Consider the following 21,148-nt stretch of genomic DNA (forward strand, 5'->3'; position numbering starts at 1 on the left):
GAATTTCCACAAAGTAGGAATATAGCAGTAACTTTTAAAAATGATATTATTATTGACAAACTAGAACCTGAACTAGATTGACATCCCCCCTCCCTAAGGGAGGGGTTTTACGGATCTACGGATAAAAAACAGCAGTTACCAATTAACTTTATTAGGCAACCCCTCGAACTATACTACTTACTTCCTCTCTGTTATTCCTCAATTGATTAAGCACTATTTGTTCACCGCCACGACCTGATAACCATTCACGTGCTTTTTCATCACTATCAACTAGAGCAATATTGATCACAGGCTGAGAGTTAATAACTTCAGTTTGTTGTGAGGCTGGGGAATAACTTGGTTGCTGAATGGTTGCATCGCCGCGCTTCAATAGTTGTAGAGAACCTACACCAATTCTTGATGTTGAGGCAGCATCCATAACAAATTCCCTGCCATGTACTACTCCTGCAATCTCGCTTATCCCTATATTGCCTGTATATCCCCCATTCATAAATCCTACTTATTGCGATCTAATTTGTTGAACATTTGCTATACCTGCGGCAATCGCAGCCGCTGCCGCCGCGCCAAATGCAGGACCAACATAAGCAATACCAGCCATCGATGCATAAGCTGCTGTTGGAGATTGATAGGTGTTAATAATCGCTTGGGATATCGCTGCCGCTTTGCTGAACATTGTCATTTTTTTATTATTAGAATATTGCATTTCTGCAAGACCACCAAAAAAAGAATCAGCTTTAGTTATTAAGTCTAGGACTAAAAAAGTTGTACTCAGTTGCCAAGTCGTGATGAAAAACTTAAGAGATATTTAAGGAGAGTTGTGGACGTGAAGTAAGAGAGGAGTTTTTATCTTGTCACTTATTTAATGATATGAAACAGTTTTCAAACACTGGCAACAGATTGGCTATGGATATGCAATTGGGAAAGATCTCCTTAAACAAATAATTTTTAAGTATGTAATGCTTGGAATACACTGTACAAACAGTAATGTTTTCCACACATTTCATATTTGTTATCAATGATTAAGGCTCTTTTAAGATCGGAAGGTCTTAAACCAAAACTGGATAAGCATGTTCTACTGAGATGAGCAGAATCAGAAAACCCCATATTACTCGCTAATGTTGTCAAAGTGGTTGGAGAATCAATAGTATTCATTACACCCTGTAATTTTTTCCATAAAAGATAACCTCTAAAATTAACACCTAATTTAGCACGAAATAGATGAAGGAAACGGCTTTCGGAAAGAAATATTTGATCAGCTACTTCCCGTGAAGATATTTGTTTTACGGGCAATGATGAAATGATTGAAACCGCTTTATTAATTCTGTTATCTGTATCACACTCACAATTTGGTGAATCTTCACACAATAACTTACAAATATGTCCTATATCAAAATTTTGATTAAGTGTGATTGATTTAATTAAGTAATAAGCTAATTTTAAAGCTTCGCTACTACTTAGAAAATAAACAGGATTAGCTTCGGTAAAATGGTATAATAAATGATAAAGAGGCTCTTCCGGTTCTATTAATAAATTAATACAGCATATATTTGATGCATTTAATTTATGACGAATATTCGCTTGAATAATAAATCCAAATACATTTTGTTTTGTATCCGATGTTTCTAACTCTAAAAAGACATTATGCAATGATATAGTCAATTGAATACAAGGATGACGATGCCAATCTGTTGTTATATTGTAAAGAAAATGTAATGTTGAAAAATTTTGATTATATACTTTAACTAATGAATCATTGTTTGACATGATATATTACCTTTGGTTATTTCATTAAATGATTATTACTAAATATTTTTAAATTTAGGTTATAGTAAACACCTCAAATTTTCACAATCAGGGTAACATAAATAATTCATAAAGTTAAGAAAGAACTACAGAAATATCTTTTTAGCTGCTTTCATCCTACAACTATAAATTTCATTAAAAAATCACATAAAATTTCTCAATCTTTTTGTCATTTTTCAATTGAAAAGTCAGTATAAATGCCTTGTTCATTTACCTGTACCACCAAAAAAATCTTAACGATTTCTTTACTAAGTAAATATTGAATTTAAGATTAGTCGAATATATCCTGCCAAAACTTAAGAGAAGTGTTTGCTTAATGGAAAATATTATGAAGATAATAAATGATAATGGGACCAATGCATGACCTAAAAATATTCCTAGCTCAATATTTTATACCAATCATATTGTATCGGAGACTATTATAAAATATATAAATAATAGCCAAGCAATGAAGTTGATATAGATAAAGTAATGTCTACCAAAAGAAAAGAATGTAAACCGAACAATCTTAAAAATTTATTCCACATAAAAACATGACGATAGATATAATTTACTACGTCACTTTGGCGTTTTGTGTTAAAGCAATTTTATGATGCCTTAGTTATATTAAAATGCCTATTTCATATGAAAATATTTTCTGTGTTGATGCAAACACAGAAAAAAGAATAAGCACACTATAAGTTGATACACTGATTAATAACGTTTTGTATATTGATTTCTATAGCTCAAAATCTTATACCTCTTGTCATACCATATATATTTGTTTAAATGATCATTAATCTACTCCACTACTGTTCTTAGAGGTAATGGTTGATTTTGCAAACCAAATAACTATGATTAATAGTAAAAAAATAATTCCATATAACCAAAAAATTTCGTTTGATGCAATTAATAGCCCCTGATTAGTGATGCTTTGCGCTAACTTTGCTGAGACCTGATTTTCAGACAAACCTTGTTGTTGCAATTGTTGATATGTGTAATCTAGAGCATACGTATTTTGATAGATTAGATCAGTCAATTGGCTATGATGAATTGCTTCGCGCTGCTCCCATATTGAGTTTGTTAAAGAAGTACCTACAGAAGTAGCAAGCGTTCTAAAAAAATTGAATAAACTTCCTGCTGCTGCCAATTTATGAGGCGGTATATCTGTTAGAATAATTATATTTAGAGGCATAACAAAACATGCTATTGCGAATCCTTGAACAAATTGAGGCCATGCAAAACTTGAAAAACTCATGTTCGGCTCAAACGAATAAGCTCGCCAAAAAAAGCAACAAGCAAAAACAACAAAGCTCACGGTTACAAATTTTCTCATATCGATAGAAGGAACAAAATGACCTATTATTGGAGAAAGAAGTATAGGAATTAAGCCGATAGGAGCTAGGGCCAGTCCCGCCCACGTCGCAGTATAACTGAAAACTCTTTGTAGAAGTTGAGGCTGTATCACCAATGTTCCAATGTGCAATAAAAATGCTAGACTGATGCAAATTGTTCCTACTGTAAAATTTCTTGACTTAAATAGAGTTAAATCAACAATAGGGTTATCTGATGTTATTTCCCATAGAATAAAAAAAGAAATTGTGGTGAAAGCTATTACAGAAAAGAGAACAATTTCAGATGAATCAAACCAATCAAGTTCTTTACCTCTATCAAGAACAAGCTGTAAGCTCCCAATACCTACTACTAATAAAACAAGCCCGATAGTATCAATTTGGGATTTTTTGTACTCTGTTTCTCTTCCTTTTAATATTATTTTAATGCTTATCCAGGCTATCAAACCAATAGGGACATTTAGTAAAAAAATCCAGCCCCAATAAAAATTATCACTTATCCATCCACCTAAAATAGGTCCACACACAGGAGCAATAATAATTGTCATTGACCATATTGCTAATGACATATTTTTTTTTGAATTTGGAGAATTAGCTAATAAAATACTTTGTGAAAGAGGGACAATAGGTCCAGAAACGGCACCTTGAAATATTCGTGAAATGATTAACGTTTCAAGACTATTCGAAATGCCACATAGCCAAGAAGCTATAATAAAGAATAAAATTGAAAACGAAAATAATTTTACTTCTCCAAAACGCTTAGCTAGCCAACCAGATAAAGGAATTGAAATAGCATTAGCAACAGCAAATGATGTAATTACCCATGTTGCTTGACTAGTTGATGCACCTAAGTTTCCTGCGACAGTGGAAAGGGCTACATTGGCTATAGTCAAGTCTAAAATTTGTAAAAAAGCCACTGTTGCCAGAACAACAATAAACCCTATTAATTTCATTCCTGATAGAGGTAATTGTGACATATCATATCTCACTGGTTAGATAATATTAAGTTAGTTTGCATGATTTCTCGTATCAACTCTTCAAATTCTTCAGAATCATAAGAAAGTACATCTGTTTGATACTTAACTTCTTTAGGTGAAACATCTGTAAGTAATTTTCCACTGATATCACTGGTATCAACTTTCACTTCCATAGATAATCCTAACCGTAATGGGTGCTTTTTAATCTGTTCTTTATTTAATTCGATGCGAACCGGTAAACGTTGAATTACCTTAATCCAATTTCCTGTTGCATTTTGTGCAGGTAATAATGAAAAGACACTGCCTGTTCCCATAGCAATACCAGAAATGATTCCATCAAATTTAATATCACTTCCATAATAATCACTTGTTAATGTGACTTTTTGACCTATTCGAATACGTTTTAATTGAACTTCCTTAAAGTTAGCTTCTACCCAGACTTGATCAAGAGGAACAATAACAAATAATCGCTCCCCTTTATTTACCTGTGCTCCAATTTGGACCTGACGTTTTGATACATACCCTGTTACAGGAGAAACAATTTTTATTCGTTTTAAGTTAAGCCATGCTTCCTTAAGTTTAAAAATAGCTTTTTGAATATTTGGATGTTCTAATAATGAATTTTGCATTAATAAAGCATTATTAATTTTTAATTCTTGCTTGGAAATATTCAAGTCATTTAAAGCTAGTGAGACATCTTGCCTAGCATGATCTATTTCTTCTTGTGAAATAACATGACGTGACCAAAGATTTTCTCTTCGTACTAAATCTTTTTCTAATCTATCTAATGTCACTTGTTTTAACTGAATACTGGATAATAGTTTTTCCGTAGTTAATTTTATTTGTTGAGTTTCTCTTATTACTTTTGCCAATTCATTTTTTGCATAACCAAAATTATTTTCAGCATCAATTGATTCTAATTGAGCAATAACATCTTTTTCCATTACCAAATCATTATCGTCAACATAAATGGAAGATATACCTCCACTTATTTGTGCGTGAATGGGAATTTGATTTCCCATGACATACGCATTGTCTGTAGATTGAACAAATTGATAAAATAGACTCCAAAAGATATAATATCCTAGCCCAATACTTAAGAAAATTATTGATAAAATTATCAACTTTTTCTTTCGTCTGGACGTCTTATTAGACGATTGGTCATCAATTTTTTTTATCATTAGATCCTCCCTTCTACATTCTTAATCAAAGTCATTCTTTTTGATAATTTGATAAAATGTCCTTATAATTATGCGGACATTCCACCATCAATAATTAAAGTTTGACCTGTAATATAACTGCCACCTGGGCCCAGTAAAAAACTTGCTGACATTGCTACTTCTTTAGTGGAACCTACCCGAGCTAACGGAATTTGTTTGAGCATTTTATTGTATGCACTATTTGGCAATGCTTTACTCATATCCGTTTCAATTAAACCTGGCGCTATTGCATTGACCCTAATATTGAAACGTCCTAATTCAACAGCTAAAGAATGAGTCATACCAATCATTGCAGCTTTTGAAGCTGCATAATTTACTTGGCCAATATTTCCTTTAAAAGCCGTTACTGAACTAATAAAGAGAATACAACCATTTCCTTGACTAATCATATGAGGTAAAAAAGCATTATTTATCAAATAACTAGATAAAACATTATTATTCATTACTTCTAACCATGCTTTTTGATCCATATTTATAAACAAACTATCTTTCACTATACCTGCATTGTTAATTATTGCATAAGGAGCACCAAATAATGAAATACATTTATCTGCTAATTCATTCACTTCTTCCTGTATCGAAACATCGCATTGAAAAGCCGTGCATTGCTTTCCTTGTGAAATTAAAGAATCACATAATGCAATTGCATTTTCCCTACTATTTTTATAAGTGAATACAACGTTATATCCAGATTCAGCCAGTTCAGATACAATTTCAGCACCAATGCCTCTAGAACCACCCGAAATAAAAACCCATTTATTAGAATTTTCCATATTTAATCTCTCTATTTTAATTTAACTATTCGTTTTTATGCCCATAATATTCATTGTTATAATTAACGATATTTCATTCATAATCCAAACAGGGATAACAAAGCTAATTAATAATGATTCTTCATGAAATGTTGTTTCATTGATTATCACGTCATACTCCACAGTTTCGGGCAACTTTTCTAAATTTTGATGGCTTATATGCGGACTTACAAAAACCTGATGATTTGTGTGTAAAAACATAACTTTATCACCAATAAACTGTTCTTGCCCTTCCATAAAGCTTTTAAATTTTCCGGTACATAAAGGAGTTGCATGTTTGGATATAAAAAGAGAAAAAATAAGTGCATCAAAGTATATCCATAATAAAGAAATTCGAGGAAAAATTGTTTGAAATTCTTGTAGCTTTTGCTTCATTAATGCAAACGAAATATTAAATTTTTGAGTCTCTGAAAAATCATAATTTTGCATCGTTTTTTCAAACCTATTTTTTTGAACACGACCAATAAAATATTTTTTTGTTAAATTTATATCTTGTAATGCAAATGAGAGCTTACTGTCCGTATTTTTTAATGAAAGTTGATACTCTTTATCAACATCCAAAGGAGCTCGCAAAGAAGAATACCAAACGTACCCTTCTTGTTGCTGCTTCATAAATAAAGATGTTGTGTGCTGTTTCAGAGGAAGCATAGCAAGCATGCCATGAACAGCTAGATTGTCTAACCCTATTTGTCTTGCTTTTAGTTCTTCAAAATGAATTGGGTTATAATCACTTGAAAAATTAGCCCATTCCTTTAGGGAATTTTTGTTAAATTTAAATTTCATTGTTATACCTTTCAAAAATCAAAGCACTGTTTGAACCTCCGAATCCATAATTGACATTTAAAACAGATTGAATACTTTTTACCTGACGATGTTTGTTCGGTACATAATCCAAATCACAATCTGGGTCCGGATTATTTAGATTAATAGTCGCTGGAATCATATTAGTTTCAATTGATTTTATACTTAGGATTGACTCTAACGCACCTGCCGCAGCGATAAGGTGACCAGTATAAGATTTAGTACTTGATATTGGCACTGAATACGCTTTTTCACCAAAGACACTCTTTAACATATTTGTTTCATTGAGATCATTTAATTGCGTTGAAGTACCATGTGCATTTATATAATCAACTAACTCTATATCAGCTTGTTTTAGCGCATTTTTTACAGCATGATATCGACCACCACAATCAGGAGCTGGAGTTGTTACATCATAAGCATCTGAGCAATTACCATAGCCGGTGACTTCAGCTAAAATGACTGCCCCTCTTGCTAACGCTGTTTCATATTTTTCCAGGCAAAGTATGGCTGCTCCTTCGGATAATACAAAACCGTTTCGCTTTTTATCAAATGGGCAACAGGCATTTTCACGATTTTCCTGTTCTTTACTTAAGGCATTGAGAATATCAATGCTCCAGACATTTAGAGCATTATTTAAACTTTCCCCACCTCCAGCTATTATCATATCTGCTCGCCCACTTCTAATTATTTCTACTGCATCACCAATTGCAATACCTCCTGTGGCACAGGCTGAAACTGGAGTATTTTGATAACCACGTAAATTCCAGTTCATTGATATCATTGCAGAACCAACATTATGCATCGATTGGATATTAGTTAGCGGTGAAGCAAAACCTTCTGAATTATAAGAAAGGCAATTCGAAGCCAGTTCATCAGAACCGCCCCAACCCGTTCCAAAAATGACACCGCGTTTAAAAGGTGAATAATGCTTGTCCAGTTCACTTAAATCGTTCCCAAAAGCCATTTTCAACGCTTCATCAGCAGCAATCAGACCTAAACGACAAAAACGCGGTGCATTTTTTAAAACTTTTTTGGAAAATGGAGATAAATCTAATTCAAATGGAATTTTACCGAAAAACTTGGCTGTAATAGATTTATCTTCATATTCATATTTAGAGTATCCAATTTTATAATCTATGATAGCATCCCAAATTTGAGCTACATTTTGGCCTAAGGAAGTAACAGCCCCATAACCGGTAACAACTACACGTTGTTTAGAATTTTTATTCTCCATGTTAGTTCCTTAAAATTATAAAGATTGTGACAAGTAGTCAATAAATTCACCAACTGTACTGATTTGTTTTTGTCCTAATTCGGCCATATTAACGGACACACCATATTTTTTCTTTAGTGCAACTTCAATTGATACATAATCTAAACTCACAAGGTCTAACTCTGTTAAAAGTGTATCTCTAGTAATCATTTCTGGATCAAAATCCGTTAATTCAGTAATTTGCGTAACAATAAAATTAAATAATTCCATACTATTTTCCTTTTTTATTAACTTGATAAACTTCAATTATTTTTTCCAGATAAAGAAAGTAAGTAACAAACTTCTATATGAATTGCGTTTGCTAATATATCGATTTCCTGCAAAGTTGTGTCATGACCAAAACTGATGCGAACCGCACTATCAATTTGTTCATTAGAGAGTCCCATTGCTGAAAGAACATAAGAACGATGGTTTTTTTTATTATTGCTACAAGCAGATCCTAAAGATAAAGATATACCGTGCAATAAACTTAGCCTGCTGGCCAAAGATTCGGCTCGAATACCATCAAAACTAATATTCAATGTCCAAGCTGCCTGAGATTTCAAATTGTTATTTCCATTAATCACATATTGAACAGACAATAAATTTAATTTTTCTAAAAGAGCCTTTCGCAATTTACGATAATGTTCATTTCTCAAATCTAACTGACTTTCTGCCTCTTTGGCAGCCATACCCAAACCAGCTAAGCCAATCGTATTTTCAGTTCCACTACGTAATCCTTTTTCTTGCCCTCCACCATGTAGTAAAGGCGTTAAGGAAAGATTTTTCGAAATAAACAATCCACCGATTCCTTTAGGACCATTAAATTTATGCCCTGAAAAAGATAATGTAGAAATTCCAGGTAATTTACTTAATGGTATTTTAATTTTTCCCACTGCTTGGACAGCATCAACATGAAACAAAATCCCTTTCTCATACGCTAAATGAGAAACTTTTTCGTAATCTTGAATAGCACCTGTTTCATTATTAATAGCCATCATTGAAATTAACTTTGTATTCGGTTGGATTGTTTTCTCAATATCAATAAAACTGATTATTCCTTCTTTGGAAGGCTGTACTAAGGTTAGCTGCATTCCCTTTTTTTCAAAAAAGTATAAAACTTCAAGAATAGAGGGATGCTCTATGCTAGTACTAATCACATGAATTGAAGTTAAATCCGATTCTGAATATTGTGATAAAATGCTTTTTAATGCAAAATTATTACTTTCTGTTCCTCCTGATGTTATAACAATCCTATCTGATTGAGTATCTAGCAACTTTGCACATTCCTGATGAGTATTTTGCAAAATTTCTTGGGGTATTTTATTAAGTAAATAATGACTAGATGGATTTGCATAATACTCCATCGCATCTTGCATCTTTTTTTTTACTGCATTACTCAAAGGAGTAGTTGCATTGTGATCAAAATATAAGTTCATTACACCTTTTCCTTAATTTGCTTAAATAAGCTTATTAGCATTTCTACACAATGTTGTTGGGATGGTTCAAGAACTCCTAATAATTCTCCTATTTCACTGTCTGAAATTTTTCTGACTTGAGACAAAGGATTATTTTCAACATATTTGCAAAAGATATTAGACATAGCTAGGGATGTTGTACATCCCCATGCTTGAAAACGAGCTTTTTCAATCTTATCTTCTTCTTTATTGTAGTTAATAAAAATATCAACCTTATCCCCGCAAACCGGATTTGAAAGCGCTAATTTAATTCCGGACTCCGTCATCTTTCCTTGATATTTTGGATCACAAAAATTATCTGTAATGATTTTATTGAACATGTTGTCTCCTGATTGATTTGTACAGCATGAATTTAATTTTTTGCATTCTCACAAACATCATTTTTATTCATGTTTTTTTCCAAAGTAACAGCACAGCAACCAAACTCTTTTGCTGTTGGAGTACGACTTACAAATTCAATACGTTGAGAATTGCGCCAAGATTTTGTTTCATCGTTACGAATAAATACTAAATCTTCAGTTTGAATCATTGCCGGTACGGAAAGAGAAAGGGGATCAAAAATAGCAAGTTGTCCAACTTCTCCATCTGGTACTTCTTTCGATAAGTCATTAGGATCTCGAACGGAAAAATGAATATATGGGGGGACATGCTTATGGTTGAATTCATCTTCAATGGCCATAAAATTGGCTTCTACCATACCATACATATCTCGAACATTTGAACTAGGGATTCCTAACCAAGTTTCAATATCTTGATTGAGTTCTTTTCTGGAAATCATTTCACCAGTGAATCTTTTCCAACCTCCCATCATTATGACTAAACTCTGTGAATCTAATTTCAACTTAATATTGTTAGTTTTTAGATAAGTGATAAAACGATTGATTAAAAATGGAGGACCAATGATATGTCGAGAAAATTTATTTTCCCAATTCATTAACGCTTCTATTGATTTTTTAGCATCAAACTCATAGTTATCACCTAGTGCATAATATCTAGTATCCAATAAACCTGTTAGAAAATTAAAAATTTTCACCATCGCCATTTCGGGTACATCTTCTGGTGATGGACATAAAAATAATCCAGCTCCTGTCGATATTTGAAACATAGAACGGTAATTAGATACCACAGCAAAAGCAGTGTTAGTCATGGTATCATGGCAACGTCTATAAACACTTGGGATACCACTAGTACCAGTTGAGCGCATTTCATGTTCAATTTCTTGAAGTGGCTTACTTAATAATTTATAATTATCGCCCGACTTAAACACCGATACTGGGATCAATGGAATTTTTGTCAAGTCTTCAAATACTTTTATATTAGATGGAGTAAAGTTCTGTTCTTCACAAATTTTTTTATAATAGGGGTTGTTCTCAAAATGATGCGTGACGGTATCTTTAATCAAGCATAATTTAAGTTCTTTTTGTTCTGATTCCGATAATTTATATAATTTATCGACATCAGCAATTAAAAGCCTTAATGGATCAAATCCACTCATCTTTATTTCTGAATATAAACTCGCTATATTTTGCATAATTTAACTTCTCCCTTTATTAAATGAATTTACCTTTTTTGTTAATATTTCGTTAAATAAGAGTTAAGATTTTATAAATTATTAAATAATATTGTCTTGAATAAATTAGCTAAATTTGTAAGTTGCAAAAAAATCGCTGAATGTTTTATTAAATCTAATAACAGGCTAATTCTGCATGTTTTGTTACTTTTGGTTGTATTGAAAATAGCTTCAAATAAACAAAACAGTCAGTTTATTCAAGTCAGTAACTTTCGAATTAATATACTATTTACACGATATATTAACTAGGAATAGGAAGAGAAAACTGATGATTTACGATTGTTTGATAGTTGGTGCAGGTCAAGCTGGATTAAGCCTAGCATCATTCCTGAGTCAAAAAAAAATCTCTGTTATTATACTAGAAAGAGATAAACGGATAGGGGATGTTTGGCGAAGACGACCCGATAGTATGAAATTATTTACGCCAAGAATAATAAGCCAGTTACCGGGTTTAGTGCTAAAGGGAGACCCTAAAGGATATCCTGATAAGAATGAGATAGCTGACTACTTAGAACTTTATGCTCAACATAATAAATTAAATGTTTTATTGAATAAAAATGTGTGTTCAGTAGAGTATAATGAAAATATTTATTCCATAAAAACGCAAGATGGCGAAATATTTCATGCAAAATGTTTGGTCAATGCAACGGGTGCAAATCAAAAGGTTGACGTTCCTGAAATAGCTAAATGTATTTCGCCTGAGATTAAGCAAATCACCATAGATCAATATCAAAATCCAGATCAATTGAAAGAAAAAAAAATTGCGATCATTGGTGATGGTTCCGGTGGTCGTCAAATTGCTAAAGAATTAGCAAAAACACATAATGTCACTTTATTTTGCGGTGCGCCTCGTCCATTTTTTCCAAAGGAACTGTTTGGTGTAAATACATTAACTATATTAAAAAAATTGTCTATTTTAGATGCTGATACAAGAAGCATTATGGGGCGTTGGCTGATGAGAAGAGGATTTATTCCTTGTAATGATATTGTAAATAAAGTTTTACGCAAAATGGGAGTACAATTCTATTCTAAGCTTATCAGTGTAGATAATAAAACATTGATATCTGATAGTGGAGAAAAATGCCAACCAGATGTTATTATCTGGAGCCTTGGATATGCAGAAGAGACAAACTGGTTAACTATTCCTAATACTGTTGATTCCGCAGGTTTCATCTGCCTAATCGGTCATGATTTAGGAGGTAAAACATCTTATCCTGATTTATTTGTAGTTGGGAAAAAATGGCTCAGTTGTCGTGCATCTGAACTAATTTGTGGGTGTGTTAATGATGCTAAACGCGTAGCTAATTTTATTGAAATAGCTCTACATAATAAATGATTCATGTGTAAAACTTCTATCCATGTAATTAGGCTTATAACGATTTAATTTTTTTGATTTTTCATTTTTGCGTGTTATCCTTCCACAAACTAGCCCTGACGAAGATAGAGTAAAATTTTATTTGATTGCGTTCATTCTTAACTTCTAAGGGCTTTTTCATCAAAATTATTTTAATATAAAGTCTCTTTTATTTGATTAGCGACTCACATTAATTGAATTAAAAATAACAGATATGATATCACGTATTAAAATTGTGATGAACACTAAATTTAGTGCAATTAAAATAGACAAATCTATATATATTGCAAAAACCTTTTTCATCGAAATAAATTCAATATTTTTTTAATTAAAATAAATCGATCTTAGCCTGACATAATGCCAGTATTTTGGAGTCGTTAAAAATGACATTAATAACTTTTGATATTTATATTTAAATAATTATTATAAAGATTAATTAATTTGGATATCACCAAACTGATTTTGGTTTTGATATTTTAAATACAAAGGACGATAGCGATATGAAAAAATTTTTAATAATAGAACTTAATGAATAATTATACGGTTGAGTATACTAGTATTAAAAGAAATGGAAATAGGAATCATTCTTTATGTAGAAAATGGTTTATAAAATAAATTTGAATAGAAGAATGAATAACTTTCTAATGAAGATTGTCTTATAAACTTTGAAAAGATAAAGACAAATTTATAGCCATAAAACTGTATTTTTCCTATTTACATTGTTATCTTTTTTAAAATTAAAGTCCGTTATATTTGAAAGGAAGTCAGAAGTGGGAGTGGGAAGTGGGAAGTGGAAAAATGGCAAGGCTTTTTAATAGGCCTATCCATAAAAGAGAACTAAGTAATAAAAAAAGTCCATATCAAGTATGGACTTTTATTAAAAAATATTAATTTACCTTTTACAGTAAACGTTCATATTTTGTAAAAATTTCATGAATTTTGTTTACATCATCAGCAGTTAAATCCCCACGACTGAATGCCGCATACATTTTCATAGCGCCTGTGGAATGATTATTAAGTGTTTGATAAGCCATCAAACGAGGACGAAAAGTATCCGTTGATTGTCTATTGAATCTTTTACTGATAGTACGTGCTTTATGTTTATATACTAATGAATTTCTATTTATATGAATAACATATACACCATCAGTAGATTGATTATCTTCTTCTTTTTTAATTGCATTTTCTTTAAAGCACCATTGAAATATGATACCGTTAAGATGTTGTTCATTTCCTGCAGTAGAGAGTACATGTGGATGGCCAGAATTTTGTTCTGCCCCCCATTCAAAACCGGATGTCGAGCCTTTAGACATCATGAAAACCAGACATAAATTTGAATCAGCACCATTTGGATAATAGAAATTGTTATCGTATAAATTATAAATTGCAGAAGATTCAGATTCAATCCCATCATTTAATATATTTGGTTCCCCACTTTGACAATTTAAATAATTATTCCCTATCACGCTATACTTAATATTTTCCATATTTTGATGTTTTGATGCAAAATAGAATAATCCTTTACACTTTTGATCTAATTTTGCTTTCACTAAATCATCAATGAGTAATAATAAGCACTGATTATCTCGTCTCTGTGATTTAGTGATGTAATTGTCATAAATTGCATAGGCTTTATCACTTACTGTGTCCAATGGTTGATCGTTCTTATCACTGCCATAATCAACAGTGCCTAAATTATTTCTACTCCAATTGACATTTGGAACTTTAATTGCTACACCTGACATAAAAATCTCCGTTAATTTTTGTTTATTAAAAGACTTGTTTAACTCATCATCTTTAATTTTAATTATTGAATCGTAATAAATTTATTTTGTTATTAACCTAAATGATATTGAAAAATGGTACACCAATTATGTAAATAGTAATTATTGCCTCCTATATAAATAGATACGTTATTATTATCGCGTAATTGACCCGCATTTCTTCCGTCAGTATCTGAAAAACCATAATTGATTATAAGATTAGCAGGGCTTTCTTTACATGTGATCTTAAGCGTATTACAACTATTACTATTGTTAAGCATTTGAACATTCTCAATAATATCTATACCTGCAGAGTTTTTTATAGAAAAACCTTTGTTTTGAATTTTGTTATGATTTAGTAATTTTTCTGGGCTATCAAATATCAAACCCATTTTGTTAAATGTCAGATTCAATACATTACCATTTATGGTGTGGGAAATTGGATGCAATGGCTGCCAATCTTCACCTGACATGACTTTATTCAAAACATAACCGTAATAGGCACCTAATAATTTAGAACTGTATCCATCTATGTGCCACCTGTCTAGATATTGTAACTGATATATTGGTGTAGCTAGATAAAATCCACTACCTTTTTCAAGCGCTAATTCTAATTGTGCTAGAGCAACATCAGGACAATATGGAACACCTGTTTGAGATAGATAAGAAGAAGATACTTGGTAAGTAATAAATGGCAAATCAGAATAGTCATCGCCCGTGATCTTTTCAATGTCCTCAATTAAATCAGACCGTAATTTTCTAAGAGCAGTTCTATAATAATCGATGCCAAAGTTATAATTTGCTTCACCTTGAGTGTAGGTTATTGCAAGTAATCGGTACGATTTACCTTGTTGAGCTGCAATTCGTTTACCATTTTGAACATCATTGAGAATGTTTTGATAGTTAGAACTACCTTTGGACAAATTAGATATTGGCTGACCTCCCTCAGAACAATTGGAAGATAGAATCACTTTATTTTTAAAATTATGAAGTTTAATTTCTCGAATAAACATCTCGGCAGTACCAGCAGATGGTGACTCATAATTATCATCGTTTTGCCATTCAATGTGATTTACCAATGTTTGATATTTATGATCTCTAGCATAACGAGTTCGAATACCATGATTAAACATTTTGGCGTATTGAGAAAATGGCGTTCCAGAAAGGATAGGATGTGCAGTCGATCCTTCACCTAATGATTGACCATAAGTAACGATATGATTAATATCAGCAAGCCCTGAATCAGGTGGATAGATTAATGTTTTTAATTTGGCAGCAAATTGTTTATCAATATTAAATTCTGAATTACCCTCTTCATCAATTTTGAAAGAGACATTGCCTTGCTCATCAGCAATAGTAAAACCATTTTTTTGAGTATTATTGAATGAAAAATTTTCTGGAATTGACTTTTCAGGATCCAATAAATCATCCAATGAATCGTTTAAATTTACCATAATTGCTATTTGTCCTTAATTATTATATAAAAAGCAAAATACAGTTATCAAATTAAACAAGGTTTGTTATAACAAACAAGTAACTAAATAAACCTGTTTTACTTTTATTTAATTTCAGTTTAAAAAACCTAAAATGAATAGCAGATACAACCATATGATTTGCTTTTAACATTTTTAAGTTATTTTTTAGACATCGATGTTGATGATCTATGTTGTTATAATTGATTTAAAATCACTCTCAATTTGAGAGCAAATTGGCGATTGATTTTAAATTCTGAAAATCCGTTTTCATCGATTTTAAAAACAACATTACCTAAACTATCAATAATTGAAAAACCATTTTTTTTGGTACTCGTAAATGCCGAGGGATCTTTATTGATAGAAAAGAATTTACCGTTATTGTCAATTTTTAAAGTCCTACCATTATTACCAATATAGCTTCCATCATCCTGGTTTACATCATTAAAATTTTGTGGAAGCGTGTTTGTTTGATCCGATATATCGTTCAATGTTTCATTTGAATTTGTCATATTATTTTCACCTTTGTTATTCATATAAAAATACAGCTAAATAATTAAATTAGATTTGATATTACTTTTCACAAAAAAGAAGATACTATCTTCCACCATACAAAATTTTATTGTTCTATTTCTTTGAAAATATGAAGTCTATAGTGATCTGATGTAGATAAATTATTTTTTTAAGACAATATAAATACTTCTAATTTAAAATTGAAAAAAGCTAGGATTTTTTGATTGGCCAAATTTGATTTGCTAAAACGCGAAAAATTATTTTAAACTTCCATTTTTATTAAATATAACTTATCTATAAAGCACACCGAGTTTGAAACAAGTAATACTATAATTCATTTAATGTTTAGCTATTAAATATTGATGCGAGCGCATTTATTCAAATTTTGCTCACTTGAGGGTTGAATTGTACTTTTAAAAAATTCGTAATAACTGCTTAAAATATTTAACAATCATTTCTACTATTCATCATTTAAAAATATGATAGATAAGCGGTTGTACCCTATTTGGGAACGTACTCAAGAGTTTGTCCCGCATAATAAAAAATAAATTTTTTCACTCTACTATTTATTTAGCATTAAACAGTATATGAAAAGTTATTTCCCAATTTTCAATGAATTTAAGAGCTGAATTTATTTTTTAATCATTCATCCGCAAGAAAAACCCACAATAATTGTGGGTTTTTAATTTTAAAATGAACTAAACGATTATAGAAATGCTTCGAATTCAGTAAAAATTTGTTGAATTTTAGTAACTTCAGATGGAGTTAAACCTTCTCCTTCCATACCACTACTAAATGTAGCATACATCTTCATTGTACCATTACCTGGATTTTTGATAGTATTATAATTTAATAAAGATGGGCAGAATTTAGCACATGAACGCGGAACATATTTTGTTAAATTAACAGCACGATGACGGTAATCTAATGAATTTCCATCAACATGAATTACATAAACACCTACAGGATCTTGTGGATCTTCAGATTTTGATACAGCAGCGTGTTTAGAACCATTATTCCATTTAAAGATAGAATTTTCGAAGTAATCTGCATTACCGGCAGAAGAAAATGCATGTACGTGGTTTACTTCGTCTTCTCCACCCCAATCAAATCCATAAGTAGAAGGTTGAGACATCATAAACACCAAGCATAAATCATTGCCTTTTGAACCATCAATGACTTGATGATCATAAAGATCTGCACGGCTTTCGATTTTTGTTCCATCATAACGAACTGTTGGAAAATCTGAATATCGATCTATAACATTATTGCCGATTACACTATACTTAACATGCTCAAAGTTATTGTGAGGTGATGCTAAATAAAATAAGCCAGTACATTTGTGATGTAACTCTTCTTGGACTAATTTATTAATAAACAATGCTAGAGCTACATTGTGTGGACGAGCTTCTCGCTGATTACTAAAATCGCCAGTTTTTTCAATGTATTTCTTATAAATGTTAAGTGCTTCTAAGCTAATCATTTTTTCAATGTCAGCGATTGAAATTAAATTACTGTTTTGAAGTAAGTCTTGTAAATTTGACATAAAAATTCTCCATTTTTTATTATTTAAATTAAATTAAAAAGAAATTTGCGTTTAACTTTAAATAAAAGTTTAATCCGCAAGGTTTTTACTAATGTTATTACTCAAGGTAATAATCGAAATAGCTCACTACTGGTTTAAAGTCAGTCAGCTCTATCGATAGGGTAGATAACGATGTTGTATTGAACATTTCGTTACTCGTCTCTTTTTTATTAATAAAAAAGAATTTATATAGATTTTTACCCAAAATGTGAGTTTTCAGCTTTTATTTTGGTTTTGAAGTGATAAGGATTTACATTGATTAATCAGGTCAATTTGCTTAGTAAAGAATGTTGAAATAGTAATAATATTTATTTGTATTAGACATAATTATGCCATCACAGAAAAATACTAATTTCATGAATAATCAATGCAATAGCGATAGAATAAGTATTTATTTCAGTAAACAGACTTGTTTAGAGCTCTGATGGCTTGCTTATCTTGATTGCATTTTTCAATAACATTTAATAAATGTTCGTTATATTTAATGCTATCAGCAAACGTTAATAATTTAGGCGGTAATACTGGCAGACAATCAGTTAATAGACTTTCTGATATCGGTTGATTGACGTATACCTTTCGCTCTTTGGTACAACCTGTTAGCAATATCATTAGGAATATACTCATTAGCGCAATTGTTATTTTTAAGTAAATCATCGAGTTTTTCCTGCATTTGTAATGATTGATTTTCAAGTTTCCGTTTTGTCATTTCATTATTTGCAATAATTTGGTTATCAATTATATTTTTTTGCTCAAGTTGAAAAAGTTTATTGGTTAATTCTTGTACTTGAGCTTGTCGTTCCTTTGATGTACGAACTTCACCAATATACAAATAAAGTAGCATTAACCAAAGAAAGATAAACATACCAACAAATTTATTCATTTTTTCCCACCATCAATCATTCTTTATTAAATAGGTTCTTTTCTGCTTTCCTGCGATTTGTCAAGCCAGTTGAAGACTGTTTAATGCCATCAACTGTAATTTTATTCCAACGTTCGAACTCATTTGAAGCGCCGATATAATTACCTACATTCAATTTTGCCAACAATGTCGATTGAGTAAATGCTAAAACTCCTACATTAAAGACAAAAGAACACAACGCATCATATTGATTTTGACTTAGTTCGACTTTTATCAATTGATTAATCGATTGCTCTATAAAATAAAGATCTTGTACTAAAAAACAATCAGCCTGCGAATTACTGATTATGTCTTTTTCTTTTACATTTTTTGTATGACCATAACCAATAGTCCATACTCCTGCTGGACATTTATATGCATTTAATTTTAGACCTTCAAAGCTTTTTATCAGATCGATTCCTTTTTGACTAATATTCATGTGTTTTCCCTTATGCTTCTATAATTTATTGAATTATTTGTTAAATAAGATGTTTATTTTGATAATGAATGGAAATTAATAACTTTTAGATTAGCTCATATTAAAAAATACTAATGATTTAAATTGACTGTTTAAGTAATGATAAAAAACCATTTTTTAATAATCCTAGATATAAACTTTATTCAGATCTATTTCAGTCTTTATTTGTATTAGTGTAATATTTTAATTAGCAATGTATTATTTATTATCAATTTGTTTTATCAATCTTTCTTCAAGAACTTTAATTAAATTTGCACCTGACCAACCAGCTAAACCGGCAACACCTCCAGCTATTTCAAAAGCCCAATTACAATAACTTGCAATAAAGATGACCAAAGCACCAGAAAAAATTGATATAAAAATTTGTGCAATAAGTGTCCATAAAAAGAATTTACTACCATTGAGTAAGTGGTAACAATAACTGGCTAATGAACCTAAAAAAGTGATAAAATATAAATATACGACAACGGTCCAATTTATGTTGTCTGGATCTTTTATTGGCATATTATGTGACCCTTTTACGTATTTAAAGTTAGATTGTTAAAAGAATATAAATTAAGATTACATTAATATAAAAACTAAATTCTTAAATTCATATGTTGTTGCTTAACGTTTCATGATGCAATATATGAGTAATATTTCTTGACTAATAGAATTTAGTATTTATAATTTGATAAAGGTTTTATCAATCATTACCATTCTATATTTTCATTAACGTTAATGATTTCTTAGTTAAATGATTTGGCGACTCAGTTATTTTTCATTAGTAAGTTATTTGAATATTGATTCGTCATTTTATTTTTGATAGAATGCTAGATTAATAAATATAAATTTAGAATCACTGTTCTTGGCTTTAGCGATTTGAAAGATTCAAAATTCTAAAAATAGATGTTATGTCGATGAGTATCAATATTTAGAAGGTATTGTTGTAAAAAATATCAATAAAATTGATATAATATTAATTGCAATAAAAATAGTAAATAAATACAGAGTGCTATTTTTAATATATTAACCAACGCCAACTCTATAGCAACCTAAAACTATAAGTTTTAAAAACAAAAAAGCCCAGCTGATTAGCTGAGCTTTATGTATACGTAATAAATCACATTATAGAGTAATAATATATGCTAATTTGCGCAATGTCAAGAGATTAATATGATTTATCTATAAAAAGATAAATGCTGCAACATACTATTAAGCTTAATTAAGTATATTAATAACCTCATGAGAGTCTTTACCGATAGTTTGGACTACACTTCACATGCAATATTTTTAATATAACAAACCATTAAATCGTCATTGCTCAAAGTTATGAACTTTTACATTCAAAATAACATTATCTATTGTTACCCTCCCTATTTCTTTGTTAAAGATTAACGATAATTTCAATTTATCCGAATATAAAAAAACCCAGCTAGTTTTAGCTGGGTTTCGTTCATATGCATAATAAATTGCATTATGGGGCAATTATATTTGCTCATTTGCGCAATGTCAAGCGTCTAATATGATTTATCTGTTGAAAATCAACCGTGATCATCAATTAACCCACTGCCTGATAAAGTGTTTTAATAAAACCATGAGAAAATTTTTACTTATTCTATGAAGCAGTTTCAAATAATAAGTCTTTAAAACACCATTATCCGAAGATATGAACCTTTACATTCAAAATTAATATTGTCTATTAATGCGTTTACTTCGTTTAAACTTGACGATAATTTCAATTTATCCGAATATAAAAAAACCCAGCTAATTTTAGCTGGGTTTCGTTCATATGCATAATAAATTGCATTATGGGGCAATTATATTTGCTCATTTGCGCAATGTCAAGCGTCTAATTG

The 21,148-nt window shown here is 30.8% G+C and carries 20 protein-coding genes; 1 reads left to right on the forward strand and 19 read right to left on the reverse strand.

Annotated features, from left to right (window positions below; translation table 11 throughout):
* Window positions 1-151: 151 nt before the first annotated feature.
* From J3U19_RS01850 to J3U19_RS01905, 12 genes are all read right to left on the reverse strand, one after another.
* Window positions 152-490, reverse strand: a complete 339-nt coding sequence (locus J3U19_RS01850) for a hypothetical protein (RefSeq protein ID WP_267345295.1) — start codon at window positions 488-490, stop codon at window positions 152-154.
* Window positions 491-499: 9 nt separating this feature from the next.
* On the reverse strand, window positions 500-703 hold the full coding sequence (locus J3U19_RS01855) for a hypothetical protein (RefSeq protein ID WP_267339750.1): 204 nt from the start codon (window positions 701-703) through the stop codon (window positions 500-502).
* A 242-nt stretch (window positions 704-945) separates the two neighbouring features.
* A complete protein-coding gene (locus J3U19_RS01860; RefSeq protein ID WP_267339752.1) occupies window positions 946-1,764 on the reverse strand; it encodes a helix-turn-helix domain-containing protein in 819 nt (272 codons plus the stop codon).
* An 814-nt stretch (window positions 1,765-2,578) separates the two neighbouring features.
* Window positions 2,579-4,111 carry a DHA2 family efflux MFS transporter permease subunit gene (locus J3U19_RS01865; protein WP_267339754.1) on the reverse strand — a complete coding sequence of 511 codons (1,533 nt, stop codon included), beginning with the start codon at window positions 4,109-4,111 and terminating at the stop codon, window positions 2,579-2,581.
* Window positions 4,112-4,119: 8 nt separating this feature from the next.
* Window positions 4,120-5,292, reverse strand: a complete 1,173-nt coding sequence (locus tag J3U19_RS01870; protein ID WP_267345297.1) for an efflux RND transporter periplasmic adaptor subunit — start codon at window positions 5,290-5,292, stop codon at window positions 4,120-4,122.
* A 68-nt stretch (window positions 5,293-5,360) separates the two neighbouring features.
* Entirely contained in the window at window positions 5,361-6,104 is a 744-nt protein-coding gene (locus J3U19_RS01875) for a 3-oxoacyl-ACP reductase family protein (RefSeq protein WP_267339756.1), read from the reverse strand.
* A gap of 21 nt (window positions 6,105-6,125) precedes the next feature.
* The gene (locus tag J3U19_RS01880; protein WP_267345298.1) at window positions 6,126-6,926 is read right to left on the reverse strand and encodes a MaoC/PaaZ C-terminal domain-containing protein; all 801 of its coding nucleotides are present in this window, start codon (window positions 6,924-6,926) and stop codon (window positions 6,126-6,128) included.
* Window positions 6,916-8,181 (reverse strand): beta-ketoacyl-[acyl-carrier-protein] synthase family protein, encoded by a 1,266-nt coding sequence (locus J3U19_RS01885; protein ID WP_267339759.1) that lies wholly within the window; start codon window positions 8,179-8,181, stop codon window positions 6,916-6,918. The genes J3U19_RS01880 and J3U19_RS01885 overlap by 11 nt, the downstream gene beginning before the upstream one ends.
* Window positions 8,182-8,196: 15 nt before the next feature.
* The gene (locus J3U19_RS01890) at window positions 8,197-8,430 is read right to left on the reverse strand and encodes an acyl carrier protein (protein WP_267339761.1); all 234 of its coding nucleotides are present in this window, start codon (window positions 8,428-8,430) and stop codon (window positions 8,197-8,199) included.
* A gap of 32 nt (window positions 8,431-8,462) precedes the next feature.
* Window positions 8,463-9,638, reverse strand: a complete 1,176-nt coding sequence (locus tag J3U19_RS01895) for a cysteine desulfurase family protein (protein WP_267339763.1) — start codon at window positions 9,636-9,638, stop codon at window positions 8,463-8,465.
* Window positions 9,638-9,997, reverse strand: coding sequence for an iron-sulfur cluster assembly scaffold protein (locus J3U19_RS01900; RefSeq protein WP_267339764.1), 360 nt, complete (start codon window positions 9,995-9,997; stop codon window positions 9,638-9,640). Before J3U19_RS01900 ends, J3U19_RS01895 begins: the two co-directional genes overlap by 1 nt.
* Window positions 9,998-10,029: 32 nt before the next feature.
* Complete coding sequence (locus J3U19_RS01905) at window positions 10,030-11,208, reverse strand: hypothetical protein (RefSeq protein WP_267339765.1); 1,179 nt, start codon at window positions 11,206-11,208, stop codon at window positions 10,030-10,032.
* A gap of 307 nt (window positions 11,209-11,515) precedes the next feature.
* Here J3U19_RS01905 and J3U19_RS01910 point away from each other — a divergent pair, with 307 nt between their 5' ends.
* The gene (locus J3U19_RS01910; RefSeq protein WP_267339767.1) at window positions 11,516-12,583 is read left to right on the forward strand and encodes a flavin-containing monooxygenase; all 1,068 of its coding nucleotides are present in this window, start codon (window positions 11,516-11,518) and stop codon (window positions 12,581-12,583) included.
* Between the two features lie 917 nt (window positions 12,584-13,500).
* Here J3U19_RS01910 and J3U19_RS01915 read toward each other — a convergent pair.
* The 7 genes from J3U19_RS01915 to J3U19_RS01945 form a co-directional block, all read right to left on the reverse strand.
* Entirely contained in the window at window positions 13,501-14,346 is an 846-nt protein-coding gene (locus tag J3U19_RS01915; protein ID WP_267345299.1) for a hypothetical protein, read from the reverse strand.
* Between the two features lie 92 nt (window positions 14,347-14,438).
* On the reverse strand, window positions 14,439-15,818 hold the full coding sequence (locus tag J3U19_RS01920; protein WP_267345301.1) for a sialate O-acetylesterase: 1,380 nt from the start codon (window positions 15,816-15,818) through the stop codon (window positions 14,439-14,441).
* Window positions 15,819-16,033: 215 nt separating this feature from the next.
* Window positions 16,034-16,372, reverse strand: a complete 339-nt coding sequence (locus tag J3U19_RS01925) for a hypothetical protein (protein ID WP_267339773.1) — start codon at window positions 16,370-16,372, stop codon at window positions 16,034-16,036.
* Window positions 16,373-17,055: 683 nt separating this feature from the next.
* On the reverse strand, window positions 17,056-17,895 hold the full coding sequence (locus J3U19_RS01930; protein WP_267345302.1) for a hypothetical protein: 840 nt from the start codon (window positions 17,893-17,895) through the stop codon (window positions 17,056-17,058).
* 571 nt (window positions 17,896-18,466) lie between these two features.
* Complete coding sequence (locus J3U19_RS01935; RefSeq protein WP_267339776.1) at window positions 18,467-18,814, reverse strand: hypothetical protein; 348 nt, start codon at window positions 18,812-18,814, stop codon at window positions 18,467-18,469.
* Between the two features lie 16 nt (window positions 18,815-18,830).
* On the reverse strand, window positions 18,831-19,271 hold the full coding sequence (locus J3U19_RS01940) for a lysozyme (RefSeq protein ID WP_267339777.1): 441 nt from the start codon (window positions 19,269-19,271) through the stop codon (window positions 18,831-18,833).
* A 237-nt stretch (window positions 19,272-19,508) separates the two neighbouring features.
* A complete protein-coding gene (locus J3U19_RS01945; protein ID WP_267339778.1) occupies window positions 19,509-19,814 on the reverse strand; it encodes a phage holin family protein in 306 nt (101 codons plus the stop codon).
* Window positions 19,815-21,148 lie beyond the last annotated feature (1,334 nt).

This window comes from Gilliamella sp. B2828, from assembly GCF_026537125.1.
Taxonomy (GTDB): domain Bacteria; phylum Pseudomonadota; class Gammaproteobacteria; order Enterobacterales; family Orbaceae; genus Gilliamella.

Coding starts and splice junctions, on each gene's coding strand:
- J3U19_RS01850 (WP_267345295.1), bottom strand. CDS start 490: ATGAATGGGGGATATACAGGCAATATAGGGATAAGCGAGATTGCAGGA.
- J3U19_RS01855 (WP_267339750.1), bottom strand. CDS start 703: ATGCAATATTCTAATAATAAAAAAATGACAATGTTCAGCAAAGCGGCA.
- J3U19_RS01860 (WP_267339752.1), bottom strand. CDS start 1,764: ATGTCAAACAATGATTCATTAGTTAAAGTATATAATCAAAATTTTTCA.
- J3U19_RS01865 (WP_267339754.1), bottom strand. CDS start 4,111: ATGTCACAATTACCTCTATCAGGAATGAAATTAATAGGGTTTATTGTT.
- J3U19_RS01870 (WP_267345297.1), bottom strand. CDS start 5,292: ATGATAAAAAAAATTGATGACCAATCGTCTAATAAGACGTCCAGACGA.
- J3U19_RS01875 (WP_267339756.1), bottom strand. CDS start 6,104: ATGGAAAATTCTAATAAATGGGTTTTTATTTCGGGTGGTTCTAGAGGC.
- J3U19_RS01880 (WP_267345298.1), bottom strand. CDS start 6,926: ATGAAATTTAAATTTAACAAAAATTCCCTAAAGGAATGGGCTAATTTT.
- J3U19_RS01885 (WP_267339759.1), bottom strand. CDS start 8,181: ATGGAGAATAAAAATTCTAAACAACGTGTAGTTGTTACCGGTTATGGG.
- J3U19_RS01890 (WP_267339761.1), bottom strand. CDS start 8,430: ATGGAATTATTTAATTTTATTGTTACGCAAATTACTGAATTAACGGAT.
- J3U19_RS01895 (WP_267339763.1), bottom strand. CDS start 9,638: ATGAACTTATATTTTGATCACAATGCAACTACTCCTTTGAGTAATGCA.
- J3U19_RS01900 (WP_267339764.1), bottom strand. CDS start 9,997: ATGTTCAATAAAATCATTACAGATAATTTTTGTGATCCAAAATATCAA.
- J3U19_RS01905 (WP_267339765.1), bottom strand. CDS start 11,208: ATGCAAAATATAGCGAGTTTATATTCAGAAATAAAGATGAGTGGATTT.
- J3U19_RS01910 (WP_267339767.1), top strand. CDS start 11,516: ATGATTTACGATTGTTTGATAGTTGGTGCAGGTCAAGCTGGATTAAGC.
- J3U19_RS01915 (WP_267345299.1), bottom strand. CDS start 14,346: ATGTCAGGTGTAGCAATTAAAGTTCCAAATGTCAATTGGAGTAGAAAT.
- J3U19_RS01920 (WP_267345301.1), bottom strand. CDS start 15,818: ATGGTAAATTTAAACGATTCATTGGATGATTTATTGGATCCTGAAAAG.
- J3U19_RS01925 (WP_267339773.1), bottom strand. CDS start 16,372: ATGAATAACAAAGGTGAAAATAATATGACAAATTCAAATGAAACATTG.
- J3U19_RS01930 (WP_267345302.1), bottom strand. CDS start 17,895: ATGTCAAATTTACAAGACTTACTTCAAAACAGTAATTTAATTTCAATC.
- J3U19_RS01935 (WP_267339776.1), bottom strand. CDS start 18,814: ATGAATAAATTTGTTGGTATGTTTATCTTTCTTTGGTTAATGCTACTT.
- J3U19_RS01940 (WP_267339777.1), bottom strand. CDS start 19,271: ATGAATATTAGTCAAAAAGGAATCGATCTGATAAAAAGCTTTGAAGGT.
- J3U19_RS01945 (WP_267339778.1), bottom strand. CDS start 19,814: ATGCCAATAAAAGATCCAGACAACATAAATTGGACCGTTGTCGTATAT.